This window comes from Oceanobacillus limi (assembly GCF_900111445.1).
Lineage (GTDB): Bacteria > Bacillota > Bacilli > Bacillales > Amphibacillaceae > Ornithinibacillus > Ornithinibacillus limi.
The window spans coordinates 231682-248556 of sequence record NZ_FOHE01000002.1; the positions used below are offsets into that span (position 1 = coordinate 231682).

At 36.2% G+C, this 16875-nt stretch carries 17 protein-coding genes; all 17 read right to left on the reverse strand.

The features are described from left to right. Window positions 1-9: 9 nt before the first annotated feature. The 17 genes from BMX40_RS03510 to der all read right to left on the reverse strand — a co-directional run bounded on the left by BMX40_RS03510 (window position 10) and on the right by der (window position 16773). Window positions 10-1263 (reverse strand): tetratricopeptide repeat protein, encoded by a 1254-nt coding sequence (locus BMX40_RS03510; protein WP_090866890.1) that lies wholly within the window; start codon window positions 1261-1263, stop codon window positions 10-12. Between the two features lie 95 nt (window positions 1264-1358). Then, window positions 1359-2651 (reverse strand): 3-phosphoshikimate 1-carboxyvinyltransferase, encoded by a 1293-nt coding sequence (gene aroA / locus BMX40_RS03515; RefSeq protein WP_090866892.1) that lies wholly within the window; start codon window positions 2649-2651, stop codon window positions 1359-1361. A 21-nt stretch (window positions 2652-2672) separates the two neighbouring features. Continuing rightward, the gene (aroB, locus tag BMX40_RS03520; RefSeq protein WP_090866894.1) at window positions 2673-3758 is read right to left on the reverse strand and encodes a 3-dehydroquinate synthase; all 1086 of its coding nucleotides are present in this window, start codon (window positions 3756-3758) and stop codon (window positions 2673-2675) included. Next, complete coding sequence (gene aroC / locus BMX40_RS03525; protein ID WP_090866896.1) at window positions 3758-4924, reverse strand: chorismate synthase; 1167 nt, start codon at window positions 4922-4924, stop codon at window positions 3758-3760. Before aroC ends, aroB begins: the two co-directional genes overlap by 1 nt. Window positions 4925-5103: 179 nt before the next feature. Continuing rightward, window positions 5104-5877 (reverse strand): CheR family methyltransferase, encoded by a 774-nt coding sequence (locus BMX40_RS03530; protein WP_090866897.1) that lies wholly within the window; start codon window positions 5875-5877, stop codon window positions 5104-5106. Window positions 5878-6006: 129 nt separating this feature from the next. Then, complete coding sequence (ndk, locus tag BMX40_RS03535) at window positions 6007-6453, reverse strand: nucleoside-diphosphate kinase (RefSeq protein ID WP_090866899.1); 447 nt, start codon at window positions 6451-6453, stop codon at window positions 6007-6009. An 82-nt stretch (window positions 6454-6535) separates the two neighbouring features. Beyond that, complete coding sequence (gene hepT, locus BMX40_RS03540; RefSeq protein WP_090866900.1) at window positions 6536-7513, reverse strand: heptaprenyl diphosphate synthase component II; 978 nt, start codon at window positions 7511-7513, stop codon at window positions 6536-6538. A 43-nt stretch (window positions 7514-7556) separates the two neighbouring features. Next, entirely contained in the window at window positions 7557-8261 is a 705-nt protein-coding gene (gene menG / locus BMX40_RS03545; RefSeq protein ID WP_090866902.1) for a demethylmenaquinone methyltransferase, read from the reverse strand. 28 nt (window positions 8262-8289) lie between these two features. Further along, the gene (locus tag BMX40_RS03550) at window positions 8290-9090 is read right to left on the reverse strand and encodes a heptaprenyl diphosphate synthase component 1 (protein WP_090866904.1); all 801 of its coding nucleotides are present in this window, start codon (window positions 9088-9090) and stop codon (window positions 8290-8292) included. 171 nt (window positions 9091-9261) lie between these two features. Then, on the reverse strand, window positions 9262-9486 hold the full coding sequence (mtrB, locus tag BMX40_RS03555) for a trp RNA-binding attenuation protein MtrB (protein WP_090866906.1): 225 nt from the start codon (window positions 9484-9486) through the stop codon (window positions 9262-9264). 223 nt (window positions 9487-9709) lie between these two features. After that, complete coding sequence (locus BMX40_RS03560) at window positions 9710-9982, reverse strand: HU family DNA-binding protein (protein WP_090866908.1); 273 nt, start codon at window positions 9980-9982, stop codon at window positions 9710-9712. A 705-nt stretch (window positions 9983-10687) separates the two neighbouring features. Then, on the reverse strand, window positions 10688-12166 hold the full coding sequence (spoIVA, locus tag BMX40_RS03565; protein WP_090866910.1) for a stage IV sporulation protein A: 1479 nt from the start codon (window positions 12164-12166) through the stop codon (window positions 10688-10690). Between the two features lie 525 nt (window positions 12167-12691). Further along, window positions 12692-13417, reverse strand: coding sequence for a hypothetical protein (locus tag BMX40_RS03570; protein ID WP_090866912.1), 726 nt, complete (start codon window positions 13415-13417; stop codon window positions 12692-12694). Window positions 13418-13436: 19 nt separating this feature from the next. Beyond that, window positions 13437-13634 (reverse strand): DUF2768 domain-containing protein, encoded by a 198-nt coding sequence (locus BMX40_RS03575; RefSeq protein ID WP_090866914.1) that lies wholly within the window; start codon window positions 13632-13634, stop codon window positions 13437-13439. 459 nt (window positions 13635-14093) lie between these two features. Then, window positions 14094-14354, reverse strand: a complete 261-nt coding sequence (locus tag BMX40_RS03580) for a stage VI sporulation protein F (protein WP_090866916.1) — start codon at window positions 14352-14354, stop codon at window positions 14094-14096. Window positions 14355-14412: 58 nt separating this feature from the next. Next, entirely contained in the window at window positions 14413-15450 is a 1038-nt protein-coding gene (locus tag BMX40_RS03585; protein WP_090866918.1) for an NAD(P)H-dependent glycerol-3-phosphate dehydrogenase, read from the reverse strand. Between the two features lie 12 nt (window positions 15451-15462). Then, on the reverse strand, window positions 15463-16773 hold the full coding sequence (der, locus tag BMX40_RS03590; RefSeq protein ID WP_090866920.1) for a ribosome biogenesis GTPase Der: 1311 nt from the start codon (window positions 16771-16773) through the stop codon (window positions 15463-15465). Between the last annotated feature and the right edge of the window lie 102 nt (window positions 16774-16875).

Here is a 16875-nt window from a genome sequence, read left to right on the forward strand (position 1 = left end):
TGTTATTCATTATAACTGTCTTAATCGTTCGACATATTCACGTATCGTTTCATCTAGAGGTTGTAAAGCTAAGTATTCATCAAATACTTGAGTTGCTTCTTTCTTCCTCCCTTCTTCAACAAGAAAATATCCATATTCTTTTAAGAAGTCACTATCATGTTGTAAGCTATTATATGCTTCCTTATAGTGGTTTAATGCATCCTTAAACGATTCTATTTCATTGTATGCTCGTGCAACTTCCCATTCATATATAGGATCATCTGCCCCTGTTCTTTTCGTTTCGAGTACCAATTCAACAATTTCTTCATGTTTTTCTTTCTCTTTGAGTAATTCTATTAGAAATAACACAGCTTCTTTATAATCTACATCAAGTGCAATTGCTTGACGTACAAACGATTCACTTTCTACGTCATGCCCTAATTTATGGGCTAGTTTCCCTGTATAAAAATAAAGCTCTTTATTAAACTCGTCTACTTTTATACCCTTTTGGGAGGTATCAAATGCTTCTTGAATCAATTCTTCTTCTTCATATGCTTTGGCTAACTGAAAATAAGCTGTATGATAGTAGGAATCTTGTTCAATCACTTTTTCCCATACATGAATTGCAATATCTTTTCGGTTTGCTTGAAAAGCAGTTATACCATATTTGAATAATGTATCAACATTCTCATGATCTTCTTTTTGGTAGTAGTTTAGTGCAGCTTCATATTCGCCTACACTGGCATATGCTTCTGCTAGCCGCTCATATATAGAGATTGAAGCAACTTCATTTGTTTGTTGTGCCACTTTCTCGTAGTGCGTAATTGACTTATTGCTTTCTCCAATAAAGAAATATAGCTCTCCAAGAGCAAAATCAATAATAATTTCATTTGGGTTTTTATTCTTAGCTAGCAATAGTTTTTGCTCTGCCACCTCATGTAGTCCTTGGGCTTGATATAAATCTGCTAACTGGATTAATGCTTGCGTATAGGCCTCATCGTCTTCTGCAATATTACCCAACAGATTAATAGCTTCCTCATCATTTTCCTGTTCAATATAAATGTCAGCTAGCATGATTTTAAGGTCGCTTTCATCCGGGTAGTTTTGTAGTAAATCTTGTAAAATTTCCTTTGCTTCGTTTAGAAGTCCCCATTGAATAAATAACTCTGCTATTGTGTATTTTTCTTCTTCATTCGCAGTTGGTATATATTGCTCTAATAGCTCTATGGCCTCTTCATTCTGATTATTCTCCATTAAGCCTAACGCTCTCATTATTGTATCCATAAAATAATCATCCTTTATACACGGTAATATGTAAATTTTAAACGTTCACTCTACTGATGTAAAATAAGAGAACCTCATACAGAGATTCCCTGAAATTATTCGGATGAAGTTAGCTTTTTTAGATCATCGAAAAAATTAGGATAAGAAATGGCTATTGATTGTGATTCATCCAGTTCTATTTCTCCTCGAACGATTAACGACGCAACAACACACATCATAGCAATTCGGTGGTCACCATATGAAGATACTTTTCCACCAGTTAAAGTCGTTTTACCGTGTATAATCATCCCATCATCTGTAGATTCAATTGAGGCTCCCATTGTCTGTAACACTTCTACAATCGCTTTAATTCGATCTGTTTCTTTAACCCTAAGTTCTTTTGCATTACGAATAATGGTCTTACCATCTGCCTGAGTAGCTAACAGAGCGATTATTGGTATCTCATCAATTAACCTTGGGATAATTTCTCCCTCAATTATAATCCCTTTTAAAGTAGACTGCATTACTGTAATATCACCCATAGGCTCACCGCTATTACTTGTTTCATTTTCAATGATTAGTTTCCCGCCCATTTGCGTTAGGACCTCAAGAATACCTGTACGTGTTTTATTTAAGCCGACGTTTTTCAAAGTAACTTGACTGTTTGGAATTATAGCTGCAGCAACCATAAAAAATGCCGCTGATGATATGTCGCCAGGAATAAAAATGTCCTGTGCAGTAAAATCTTTTCCTGGTTGAATCGTCATTCGATCGCCTTCAATTTCTAAATTGGCACCAAATGCTTGTAGCATATTTTCGGTATGGTTTCTAGTTGGAGTTTTTTCAATAATTGTAGTTGGTCCATCCGCGTTTAAACCAGCAAACAGAAGTGCAGATTTTACTTGGGCACTCTTGACCGGTAATTCATATGTCATTCCTTTTAGTTTCCTACCTCTAATTGACAATGGTAAGTTTTTCCCTTCGTTGCGTCCTTCTATCTGAGCATTCATTTGCTTTAGTGGGATGACTATGCGATCCATCGGCCGTTGTGTCAAGGAGACATCACCATAGACGACAGAAAAGAACGGTAACCCCGCTAATAATCCACACATTAATCGAGCAGTTGTTCCTGAATTTCCGAAATATAGTGGTTGATTGGGCTCTTTCAGACTGCCTAGACCCTTTCCTTCAACAATTAACTGATTATCTTGTTTTTCGATAACCACTCCCATTGATCGAAAGACGTCTACTGTTCGCATACAATCTTCTCCATCAAGAAAGTGTGTAATATTACTAGTCCCTTTTGCAAGTGATGCAAAAATCACTGCTCGGTGTGAGATCGACTTATCTCCAGGAACTTCAATTTCTCCATCTAGTGGGACATTAATAGGTAAGAATAATTCTCCCATTCCATCACCTTTCCTTTTTCTTCATTCCCAGTTTTCCCGTTGTCGAAGCTGCTCCAAAAATAAAAATAAATATTCATTAATTTTTTCGTTACCTAATTCAACCATAACGGGAACCCCTATGTCCTTTAGCAGCACCATTTGAATTGATTGGCTAACGGTTTTCTTATCAACTTTCATTCTTGAGAATAGTTTATTTATATTTAATTGCTCAACAGGAAAAGGATAATCATTCATTTTTAACCATTGATAGAAGCGCTTTACTTTCATATCCATATCGAATTCTTTTTCGCTGATGGTTAATGCAAATAACAATCCAATAGCAACAGATTCGCCATGTGTCAAATTTCCATACCCTAACTCCGCTTCCAAAGCATGCCCGAAAGTATGTCCAAGATTTAAATACTTTCTGTTCCCTAATTCCCGTTCATCTTCCTCCACAATCGTAGCCTTTGTTGTTATCCCCTTCTCCAAATGTTCGATTAAATGTTCATTACGAAGAAACTGTAGATTGGTATTCAGTAATTCATCATAAAAGCTTTCATCTGATAACAAGGCCTCTTTTATCAATTCTGCATAACCAGAACGTATCTCTTTTAAAGGTAATGTATCCAGCATTTCAATATCATAAACTACCATTTTGGGAGGATAAAAACTTCCGATTAAATTTTTCCCATTTTCATGGTTAATAGCTACTTTCCCGCCAACGCTACTATCATGTGCTAATATTGTCGTCGGCACCTGAATGTAGTCAATCCCCCGCATGTAGGTTGCGGCTACGAAACCAGCTAAATCTCCTACAACACCTCCACCAAATGCAATTAATAACGAAGAGCGATCCAATCCATATTCTATCGCAGCAGAATGGAGTTGATAGAACTGCTCAATGCTTTTGGAAGATTCACCAGCAGGAATGGTGGCATGATGTACCTTATTATGATTCAGCGATTGTAGAAAGGAATTTAAATACAACTTCTCGAGGTGATCATCGGTAACCACTAATATAGAAGAGTAATCTTCTTTTAAAACTTCATTCAATTGAAATCGAATGGATTCACCAATATATATAGGGTAGGTATGGGAACTAGACTTAATTATGATTTCTTTCATTAGAAACACCTTAATTCTTCACGGTATTCATCTATAGCCTGCTTTAATTTAGGAAATTGGTCGTGTGGAAATTGCTCAAGAATTGCTTTAGCAATTTCGAATGCAACAACATGTTCCATTACAACCGCAGCTGCTGGAACAGCACAGGAATCTGATCGTTCAATACTCGCCTGAAAAGGTTCCTTTGTTTCGATATCGACACTTTGAAGCGGTTTGTACAGTGTTGGGATAGGTTTCATTACACCCTTTATGACAAGCGGCATCCCAGTTGTCATTCCGCCTTCAAAACCACCCAAACGGTTCGTTTTTCGGTAATATCCACGTTGAGCATCCCAAGCAATCTCATCATGAACCTCACTCCCATTTTTTCTCGCAGCATCAAAACCGATACCAAATTCGACACCTTTAAAAGCGTTTATACTAACTACTGCGCCCGCAATTCTGCTATCTAGTTTTCGGTCATAATGAACATAAGAGCCAACACCTGCTGGCACTCCTTCAACATTTACCTCGACCACACCACCTATCGAATCACCATCTTTTTTTGCTTGATCTATAGCATCCATCATCTGTTGTTCAACCTTTTTATCAAGGGTCCGAACAGGAGAAGCTTCTGAGATCTCTTGTTTACTTTTTACTTTCATATCTGATGTAACGCACGCTTGTATACCTGCAATTTCTTTAACATGACCACATATGTCAATTCCTAGCTGGGAGAGCATGTTTTTTGCAACTGACCCTGCCGCAACCCGAGCAGCAGTTTCCCTTGCAGAGGAGCGCTCTAATACATTACGCATATCTCGATGACCGTATTTCAAAGCTCCATTCAAGTCTGCGTGTCCAGGTCGGGGTTTTGTTACCACTCTTCTTAATTTTGTATCTTCCTTAATCGGTTCTTCTCCCATAATATCTGTCCAATGTTTATAATCATCATTGTGTATTACTAATGAAATAGGTGATCCCAATGTATACCCGTGTCGAATACCACTTGTAATTTCAACGAGATCTTTTTCAATTTGCATTCTCTTCCCTCGCCCATGCCCTTTTTGTCTTCGTAGCAATGATTCATTTATCGTATCCTTTACCAATGGCATCTGAGCTGGGATACCTTCAATAATTGTTGTTACTTGTTTTCCGTGGGATTCACCCGCCGTTAAATAACGCATGATCTACCTCCTCTTTACACCTAAATTTTACTATAGCATATTATAAAAACGAAATTAACTAATCCATACACAACGTCCTATTAAATGTAAATGGTAGCAAAAACGTAAATCTATTGGTCTACCACAACTCTAGAGGAAAATAAAATACTCTTACCCCAATAGGATAAGAGTGAGTAAAATTAATCTTTTTGATAGAAGAATGTATCTACTAAATGTAGATTATACGCACTTGGGGAAAATATTTGCTCTGTACTCCCAACAAATAAAACTCCTTCTGGTGATAATGCTTTTGTAAAGTCAGCGTAAATTTTATCTTTTGCTTGATCGGTGAAGTATATAAGAACGTTACGGCAGATGATTAAGTCCACATTTTTCGGATAAGCATCTTCTAGTAAATTATGTTTCTTAAATTGGATATCTTGTTTTACGCTGTCATTAATATGATATAAACTATTTTCAAATTTAAAATACTTATCCTTCATCGAAGACGGTAAATCTTTTAGAGCAGAAGTCTGATAAATACCTTGCTTCGCTTTTTTCAAAACATTATCATCTATATCTGTAGCAATAATTGTAGTGTCAAGTTGTGGAAAATACTCTCGCATAATCAACGCAATACTATACGGCTCTTCTCCTGTTGAACAGGCTGCACTCCAAATTTTAAGCGTAGATTTATCCTTACTAAGCATTGGCAAAATTGTATCTATTAACACATCCCAGCGCTTTGGGTTACGGTAGAATTCGGAAACATTTATTGTAATCCGATCTACAAATTCTGCTAACAGCTTGTCGTCCTTATCAAGTGTTTCATAGTAAGAAAGAAAATCTCCATAACCACGCTTATCGCGAAGTGAAGTAAGTCTTCGCTTCATTTGAGCTTCTTTATATAAAGTGAGATCAATACCTAGTTTTAATTTAATTCTTTTGATAAATTCATAATAATCTTTCGTCATTTTTCCTGCCTCTTTATCTAGTTGTTAAATTTTAGGTGCAACTCTAAAACGTAAGAGAATTGCATCGAATAGAATAATAATTCCTTATCGCTAATAAAATGCCTCCGTTTAAACGGAGGCGCTTTCTTACTAGTAAATCCAAGTACTTTCTTGTTTTGTATAGGTTAAAAGTTCTTTCGAATCAAAGAATAAGTTAATTTCTCTTTCAGCACTTTCTGGTGAATCGGATCCATGAATAATATTTTTCCCTACTGTTACTCCATAATCACCTCGAACAGTACCCGGAGCAGCTTCAGCAGGATTTGTTTTCCCCATCATCTCACGAGCTGTTTTAATTACATTTTCTCCTTCCCATACCATTGCAAACACTGGTCCGGATGTAATGAAATCTACTAATTCACCAAAGAAAGGACGCTCTTTATGCTCACCATAATGTTCTTGTGCAAGATCATCTGATATTTGCATTAGTTTAGCTCCAACTAATGTAAAGCCCTTTTTTTCAAAACGATTTACAATTTCCCCTACTAGATTGCGTTGTACGCCGTCTGGTTTGACCATTAAAAATGTTTTCTCCACAATTACACCTCTTTTTAGTATGTATATTTCTTTTTGTAACCGTTTAAATTCTATCAAATTTTATAGAAAATAACAATAAAACTTAGGAAGTTCTTTTTCCAATTATTTTAGCAATGTTCTCCAAGGTTGCTTTCGCTTTATTGTTCGGTAACTTACTTAAGTTCTGCATTGCCTTGTCTAAATACATATCGCTAACCCTATACGAGGCTTCGATCGCTCCAGAGTTTTTAAGCATATTAATAACATTTTTCATATCCTGGTCCGAAACAGTAGAATCCGATTGATTAAATGTTTTTTGGACAAATTGAGCAAAAGTTGGATTATTCATTGCAAATAAAACTGGAAGTGTAACATTCCCCTGAATTAGATCATTACCAGCAGGCTTCCCTAATGCCTCTTGAGAAGAGGTGAAATCCAATATATCATCAATAATTTGATAAGACATACCTATATTATACCCATATTGATAAAGGTAGTTTATTTCTTTATCCGATAACCCTGATGTTATTGCTCCTAGTTTACAACTCGTAGCAATTAACAGCGCTGTTTTTCGTTTAATTCGACGCAAATAAGTCCGTAGATTTTGATTCCAATCAAACTTTTCTTTCATTTGTTCGATCTCTCCAAGACTTACTTCGACTAATGTTTTAGATAACGATTGGTGTATTGTAGGTTTTTTCAATGTTGTTATGTTTTCTAAAGCTCGTGCCAGTATATAGTCACCGGTATACATTGCTACTCGATTTCCATAACGTTTTTTTATAGTTGGCTTTCCCCTACGCAGGTCCGCATCGTCAATGACATCATCATGAACCAATGTTGCCATATGGATTAGTTCTAATGAAATGGCAACTGTTTTAATATCTTCTATATTATAATTCTCCCCGAATTGACCAGATAGCAAAACAAAGACAGGACGAATTCGTTTTCCTCCCGCCTTTAACAACTGTGTTGAAGCTTCTCTTAATACTGGATGCTCTGCTTGAATAACCTCAGCCAATGCTTCCTCGATTAATTCTAAATCCTTTTTTAGATAACTGTATGTTTTAGCTAATTTCATGAAATTCACCTTTGAGTTAAAATACTTTATATATTGTTACTTCTTATTTGTAGCCCATGTGCATGGCAGCTACCCCACCAGTATAGCTTTTCACTTCAACTTGAGAAAAACCTGCCTCTAAAAACATTTGCTTCAATTCACTTTTATCCGGAAAGTTTTTTGCTGATTCGTGTAGCCATGCATACTCTTTATAACTTTTTGCAAACAATCGTCCAAATAACGGCATTATGAAACGAAAATAAAAATAATATAATTGCCGAAACCCAAATAAAGTAGGTTGTGAAGTTTCCAGGCAAACTACTTTTCCACTAGGTTTAACAACGCGATACATCTCTTTTAATACTGTCATATAGTCAGGAACATTACGTAATCCGAAACCAATCGTTACGTAATCAAATGAGTTATCTTCAAAAGGAAGCTCCATCGCATTACCATGAATAAACTCAAGCTGTTCGTATTTTAGCTCTTTATTCTTCTCTTTTGCAACGGATAACATATTTTCACTGAAATCAAGGCCTACTATTTTCCCGTTATCTCCCACTGCCTCAGCCAATGCAATGGACCAATCTCCAGTCCCACAGCAAACATCTAACGCTGATGCATCCTTGAAAACGTTCATTCGTTCCATGACATCTTTTCTCCATGACTTATGTTTTTGAAACGAAATAATGGAATTCATGGAGTCATATTTATCGTAAATTTTTTCGAACACATGATGTACGCGTTCTTCTTTTGATTGTTCAGGCATCTTTAATCCTTCTTCCAAGTTCATGTTTTTAAGTGTCACTCTTAAGTGTATTTCGAATATAAACTTTTAACCCCGTATATGATTCAGGGATTTTAGCCAAAAGATCTTTCACTTTTTCTATTTGCATTTTAAGAGCTTTTTCTAAGTCCGATTGACTTAAATCGATAGAATGATTCATTTTCGTATCCATCAATTTGTTCAAAAGGGAGTTTTCAGTTTCTAATTTTCCCAACTCTTGATTGATTCTATTAATTAACATCCACTCTTGCGCAAATACATTCAGACCAGGCTGTTCTATATATTCTGCCACTTCTGTAACAAGAAGAGATTCGATCAGCTTTAGGTTTGTGAACCAATCATCCACGGATTGAGCTTCTACATAATGAAGTTTCATCTTTCGCTCATTTATTTCCTTTATCGCTGTCGCGAGTGTTTTAATCATCCCAACATCATTAATCTCAGATAAAATTGAATAATAAAGGCCACTATAATAGTCTCCAGCTAAAACATTTAGCTGACCTTGAATTGGACGGATGAATTCACTTTTCTCTCTTGTTTGGTCTGGTACTAACTCATGCGTATCCAAAGCAATTTGAACGAGCATTGTTGTTAAAATGTACTTTTCTTTCTTATGAGAAGATAGTGACGTATTCATTAAAATTGTATATAAAATGAGTAATTTGTTTTCATCAATTACGGGCTTTTGAATATACTTTTTAAGATATGTATGATGAATTTTATCTTCTATCATTTTCTTAAGATGCTGCAATTCATTTGTAGTAGTTTGCAAAGTAATCACCTTAGCCCTTTCAAGCATTCCTTCTTGCATTAGTAATTATAGCACAATTTATTTCTTATGTAACGGGCAGGTCGACATAATACTTGTAGACGGTGCCACCATTTGAATTAATATATTGCGGTTTGGAAATTAGGAATGAAATCCACACCAAAAAATCCACTACTTGCCTCACGTTTGCTAAAACTGCTGCCAATTGCAGGACTATTCGTTTTCCATTTCTCCATGACTCGTTTGGATAACAGCTTTTCCTCTCACTTTCACCGCTGAAGTATGTTCCGTAAATTGAGCAATCATAATTTCACCTTTATCCAACTTCTCTGAGTGATGAAATCGTGTGTCCGATCCCCTTGTAAGACCGATTACATTTACTCCATCTTCTAGCGCCTTTATGACAAAATAATCCGACTTAGACACTGATTTTTCCATTTAAATAATCCTCCTTTTTTCTAGTAAAGCAGATGAATAGACGTATTGGTGAACATCTCACCAAACAAAAGCGTCTTCCCCTTTGATACGTTCACAATATAGTTTGACTGATACTCTATTCTATAATATAAGTTGATTAAATACCTCCACAAGAACAAATCCAAGAAGGGAATTCTAATGAAAAAAGGGTGCGAAAAACGCACCCTTTAACCCTATGTACGTATTATTTTACGCTGTCTTTAAGGGCTTTTCCTGGTTTGAAAGCAGGAACTTTGCTTGCAGGAATTTCAATTTCTTCTCCAGTTTGTGGATTACGTCCTTTACGTGCTGAACGCTCACGTACTTCGAAATTACCAAACCCGATCAGCTGTACTTTTTCACCATTTTTAAGTGAATCCATGACAGCTTCGAATACTGCATCAACAGCATTTGTAGCATCTTTTTTGGATAGTTCACTTTTTTCAGCTACTGCATTAACTAAGTCTGTTTTGTTCATGACATTCACCTCCTCCCTTGATAACTTCACTTTCGCTATACGGCGAAAGCGGTTGTACAGATTAAGAACGTTCTATTTTCTTATCTGCCAATTAGTTTTAGGTCACATTGGAACAAATTCTATCATCATTTGTTTACCAATTTACCATTTTTTATACCAAGAGCCACTAATTTTGGGTAGTGACAAGGCTAATATTAACCGAGTTCACTACAAAATTCAACAATAAATAGCGATTTTTTGCGATTTATTCCTTATTCTCTTCTATCATCATAGAAATAAAGAATACAAGGATTTGTATATATTATACGACAACCAAACGTGTAATTCCTTCTTTTGATGCATAAAATTCCGGACAATATTGTTTGGCGATGAAACGTGTAGGGGATAAAGTTCGAAGTTTAATAAAAACGCATTAGAAATAGGAAATAGCGAGTTTCTAATAACAATAATTCTTTCAATCAACACGGATGGGTCGGTAACTTATTATAAATTTATTTATCTAGCTTTAACGGACCAATTGTTATAAAACAGTTTTGGAATTACTCTTATTTTATTACACAACCACTACCCACCTTGCCTCAAACGATATCAGTATATGCTAACAAAATGTGAATTTTTATTCAGAGGCTTACTTCTAGTTCGATGTGAATAAAAAAATAGCAGCGCTAGGCTGCTATTTTATCATTCTTCTATACTTCTATTCTTCTATAGAATTATCGCTATTAATCCCCCAGAGCCTTCATTAATAATTCGCTCAAGCGTATCTTTCAATTTGTATCTAGCGTTTTCAGGCATTAAAGAGATTTTTGCTTGAATGCCTTCTCGTACAATTGAGCTTAGCGAACGGCCAAAGATATCTGATTCCCAAATAGATAATGGGTCTTCTTCAAAGTCTTGCATTAAGTAACGAACAAGCTCTTCACTTTGCTTTTCTGTACCGATGATAGGTGCAAATTCAGACTCAACTTCCACTTTGATCATGTGAATAGAAGGAGCTACTGCTTTTAGACGAACGCCAAATCTAGAGCCTTGTCGAATGATCTCCGGTTCATCTAGTTCCATGTCTTCTAAAACGGGAGCTGCAATCCCATACCCAGTTTGTTTAACCATTTGAAGGGCACCAGCAACTTGATCATATTCACGTTTCGCATGGGCAAAATCTTGCATTAATTCTAATAGATGGTCTTTTCCTCTTATCTCTTCCCCAACAATTTCTTTCAAGATTTGGTCGTATAAGTAGTCTGGAGCATGTAAATCAATCTCAGCTACTCCTTCTCCCATCTCCATTCCAGCTAAGTTGGCTTTGTCAATATAATCATAGTCTGCAAAATGACCAACGATTAGGTCCACATCTCTTAACCGCTTAATATCTTTTACAGTGGATTGAATAGCTTCTTGATAATTTTCTCGTAACCAATGATCTTCACGAAGCACCATTACCCAGCTAGGTAGATTCACATTTACTTCCAGCACTGGGAATTCATATAATGCTTCACGTAAAACATTATATACATCGTGCTCTGTCATGGATTCAATGCTCATAGATAATACTGGAATATCATATTCCTCAGAAAGGTCTTGTCTTAACAGTTCTGTTTCTTGACTTGTAGGCTTCGTTGAGTTAACAACCATAATAAATGGCTTACCTACTTCTTTTAGTTCTTCTACTACCCTCGCTTCTGCTTCCACGTAATCATCTCGAGGAATCTCTCCTATAGAGCCATCTGTAGTTACGACAACACCAATTGTCGAGTGTTCTTGAATAACCTTCCGTGTTCCGATTTCAGCTGCATCATGGAATGGAATCGGGTCTTCATACCAAGGAGTATTAATCATTCTTGGGCCATTCTCATCTTCAAACCCTTTTGCACCTTCTACTGCATACCCTACACAATCTACTAATCTAATATTTACGTCTAAGCCTTCATCCACATTTACACTTACTGCTTGATTAGGGATGAACTTAGGTTCTGTTGTCATGATCGTTTTACCAGCTGCACTTTGAGGTAGTTCATCCTGTGCACGCGCTCTCTCACTCTCTTCCTCAATATTTGGCAGGACACCCAACTCCATGAATTTCTTGATGAATGTTGATTTACCTGTGCGGACAGCTCCTACAATACCTAAATAAATATCTCCATCCGTCCGTTTTGAAATATCTTTAAAAATATCAATCTTCTCCAAACGATCCCCTCCCGATCTCACTACAATATTAATAAACAAACTACGAATAATTGACATTACAATTCTATGATGTTGTCCTATCAAATTATGACTTAATATGTGTAAAAGAAATTAATTAATGGGAAAAAATTATCATTCGTAATTTGGTGTTTGCCACAAATCAAGAACAGGTTATAAGAAAAACTAGCTTATCATCATACCCTCATGATAGTAAGCTCTAGTTATGCTTATGTAGGCGGAAGATAATTTATACTATTTTTCCACCTAAAAAACCCTTGCAACAATATATGTTACAAGGGAAATAATATGATAAAATAATCGAATTTATAACGCATAAAACTGGCAGGCCCCGATATACATGCGACTTCTTGAGCATCGTCGGCACTAGCACGTCCTGGGCCTCGTAACCCTCCTCTTCAATGCTACGGGGTAACAAGTGCGGTTAAATGGGGGATCAGCGGACCCGATTTGCTCATATAAAGATCAGTGGGGTTGAAGAAACCACCTACTAATTGATGATTCACTTTATTGGCCATTCATAAAAACTGGTTCTCCATCTTTAATCGTATATGGTAAGGAATAAACAGGAACAAATGGCGTATTTTCTGCTATTAGATACCTTATATCGTCTCCTTCTTCAAACACATGATCAAAATCACCAAGTGCCTTTTGTAAATCAATTCGATAATCTATATACAGCTTTCCATCCGTATCCATAATAATTGGAAGGTGCTCGTTAGAATACGGACTAATAATAGATAACGGTTCATCAAAACCTAATGTTTGATAATCTATCGTAAATAACCCTTCTGCAATCTCTTCTCCAAAAGGTGGATAAATATGTTTGTTTCGGTAACCATCCAAGTGCACATTAGCTTTTCTCAGTTCCTCTGTTACTCGTAAATCAATTAACTTGACTTGTGGATCATCTTCTGGGTAGATAAGTGTATATTGATACACTCCACCATTTTCAAATGAATTCCCTGGTAATTCGGTTAATACATTCTCTTCTTTCATTGCTGAAAAATCAATTAAGTATTTCTCAAATATTGGAGTGTCACTTGATTTAGTTTTAATAGGTAATAACCCATTTGTTCGTTCTTGATACTGTTCTACCGCGTTCTGAACGGATTCTAACTGTACTTCATTAGGTTGCTGATTTTCCTTCCTTTGATCATCCGGATATAAACAGCCACTTAGTAACGATAGTAACAGTAACAAAATACCGACATGTTTATATGTGCGTTTCATTATAGTCCTCCTCTATGTATCACCCAGTTGGTCCACTAAATACTATAAATAGAATAATAATTGCTCCTAAAAATAAAGACGCATAAGCCAATAAAGCAATAAAGCCAGCTAAAATTCCTTTTAATTTATATCGGCTAAGTAAAATGAGTCCTATGGCTAAGATTAATAATCCCATGCCACCAAAAGAAATCCACATATTTAACATCGATTGAGACATATTTCCACTCCTTAATAAAAACCTTTATATCACTGCACATGGTATTATATCACAAGCCTTCGACATCAAGCATCAAAAAACGCAGAAGATAACTTGTACAATATTAAAATGAGTTTGATTCCTTAGCAAAAGTCTGCAAACGCGTATTCAAAAGGATAATTTTAGAATAGAAAATGTCCAGGGTAACATCGTTTAAGCAGCAGAACGCACAAAGTAAAGACGAGCATAAGAAATACTACCCAGTGTTTATCACATGTTAATAATGGGCTTTTCTTTACCAAGGGAACTGATAAAATGTTAACTTATTGATATCCCTAAATATAAAAATCCGGGATAAAGAGGGGCCGTCTTTATCCCGGTCGACTAAATAATACCCAAAGCAACCCTATCTATGAATGCTTGTGCGTTTCATTTTATGCGAGTAGACACGAGGTTGCATCCTCACTTGCCCAGAAACGTCTATTTTTTAAATAATTGGTTTAAGCTGTTCATATCCATTGGTACCTTGTTGCTAGTTATCGACTTAACGATTTTATCTTCCTTTTCTTTTGAAACTGGTTTATTCGCCATTTTCGATAGGTGGCGCACCAATTTTCTAACGGTTTTTTCATCTGAAAAGTCTGCGTTTTTTACGGAATCTGCAACTTTATAAATATCCTTTGGATCAATATTTGCATCTGATTGTAATTTATCAAAAACATTTTTGTGTTTATTGCTCACACGCTCGCCTCCTTGCTATAGTAATTCAAAATAGTATATGCAAGGTAAGCGTTGGTTGTTATCGTGTATAGCGATTACGTAGTAAAGTTGCTAAATCATCCATTTCTTCACGTTTATTTCGATTCATTAATTGTTCAACAACCTCTCTAGGCTTCTTGTCGTTAAATAAGATTTCATAAATACCATTCGTAATAGGCATTTCAACTTTTTGTTCCGATGCAAATTGATAAGCTGCCTTTGCTGTTCGTACTCCTTCAACTACCATACCCATTTGATCAAGTACTTCATTCAGGTTTCTTCCTTTACCTAGCAAGTTACCTGCTCGCCAGTTTCTACTGTGAACACTCGTACACGTTACAATTAAGTCCCCTACTCCAGGCAAACCTAAAAAACTAAGCGGGTTTGCACCAAGGGATGTACCAAGTCTTGTTATTTCAGCTAAACCTCTTGTAATAAGTGCTGCTTTGGCATTATCTCCGTACCCGAGACCGTCTGAAATACCGGCACCTAGAGCAATAATGTTCTTTAAAGCTCCGCCCAGTTCAATACCGATGACATCGTTACTCGTGTAAACACGAAAAGCATCATTAAAAAATAATTCTTGTGCTCCTTTCGCGTTTTCTTCATTAATTGAAGCTACCGTAACTGTAGTAGGTTGTCGCATTGCTACCTCTTCTGCATGACTTGGACCAGATAAAACGACAATATCCTCGTATTTATAAGAATCCATTTCTTCATCAATAAGCTGTGATACCCTTTTTAGTGTCCCAGGTTCAATCCCTTTGGAAGCATGTGTAATACGCACTGGGTGGTTGACAATTTTATTTAAATCATTACAAACTTCCCTAATTGCTTTTGTCGGTACAACTAATATAATATCAGATACATCCTCCAATGCCTCTTCCAACACATGGTACGCTTTTATTTTTTCTGGAATCATAATTTCCAAATACTTTTCGTTTTTATGTGTCGAATTGATGATTTCTGCCTGGTCTTTAGAATGTGTCCACAAGCGGACATCATGTCCATTATCAGCTAATACGATACTTAGTGCAGTACCCCAACTTCCTGCACCTAATACAGCAACTTTAGACATTATTATTCCCCCTTATTGACGCTTTCGTGCAAATATTTTTATAGGTGTTCCTACAAATCCAAATGCATCTCTTATTTTATTTTCAAGAAAACGCTGATAAGAAAAATGCATTAACTCGGGCTCATTAACGAAGACCACAAAGCTAGGTGGTTTTACAGCTACTTGCGTTGCATAAAGTACTTTTAATCTTCTTCCTTTTACCGTAGGCGTTGGATTCATAGCGATTGCATCCATAATAACATCATTTAATACATTAGTCGGAATTCGTTTTGCATGATTTTCACTGGCCACTTTTACAGAAGGCAGCAATGTATGTAATCTTTTCTTCGTTTTAGCAGACAAAAAGACTACTGGTGCATAATCTAGAAATTGAAAATGCGCTCTTACTTTTTCTTCGAATTCCTTCATCGACTTCTCATTGGCTTCAACCGTGTCCCACTTATTAACTACAATAACGATAGCCCTACCAGCGTCATGGGCATATCCCGCTATCTTCTTATCCTGTTCTCGAATACCTGTCTCTGCATCTATTAATACCAGTACAACGTCAGATCGTTCTATAGCTCTTAAAGCTCGTAACACACTATACTTCTCCGTTGCCTCGTAAACCTTACCACGTTTACGCATTCCTGCCGTATCAATAATTACATAATCCTGATCATCCTTATGTAATTTTGTGTCGATGGCATCCCTTGTTGTTCCTTCTATTTCACTTACAATAACTCTTTCTTCATTTAACAGAGCATTGACTAGTGAAGATTTCCCTACATTTGGTCGTCCAATAAGACTAAAGTAAATAGTTTCCTCATCAATTTCTTCTAACTCTTCTTGTGGAAAATGTTTAACTACCTCATCTAATAGATCTCCTAGTCCTAATCCATGTGCACCCGAGATTGGGAATGGTTGACCAAAACCTAAAGAATAATATTCATATATCTCATCGCGCATTTCTGGGTTATCAATTTTATTAACAGCTAAAACAACTGGTTTATTAGATTTAAATAGAAGCTTAGCAACTTCTTCATCAGCTGCTGTAATTCCTTCTTTACCATTTAACATAAAAATAATAACGTCAGCTTCATCAATAGCCACTTCAGCTTGCTGACGCATTTGTATTAATAAGGGTTCATCTCCAATCTCTATTCCACCAGTGTCAATTACGTTGAAGGTTTTGGTTAACCACTCCGCTTGTGAGTATATTCTATCCCTCGTTACACCTGGTATATCTTCTACAATTGAAATTCTTTCCCCAACCAACCGATTAAATATCGTTGATTTACCTACATTCGGTCTCCCGACAATTGCTACAACAGATTTCCTCATGAAAGGAACATCCTTTCTCCATTACTTTTCTTAGCTATTATCCTTAATAACTATATCCTATTCCTGCTTTTCATTGGCAAATATCACCATCGAAGCAAGTTT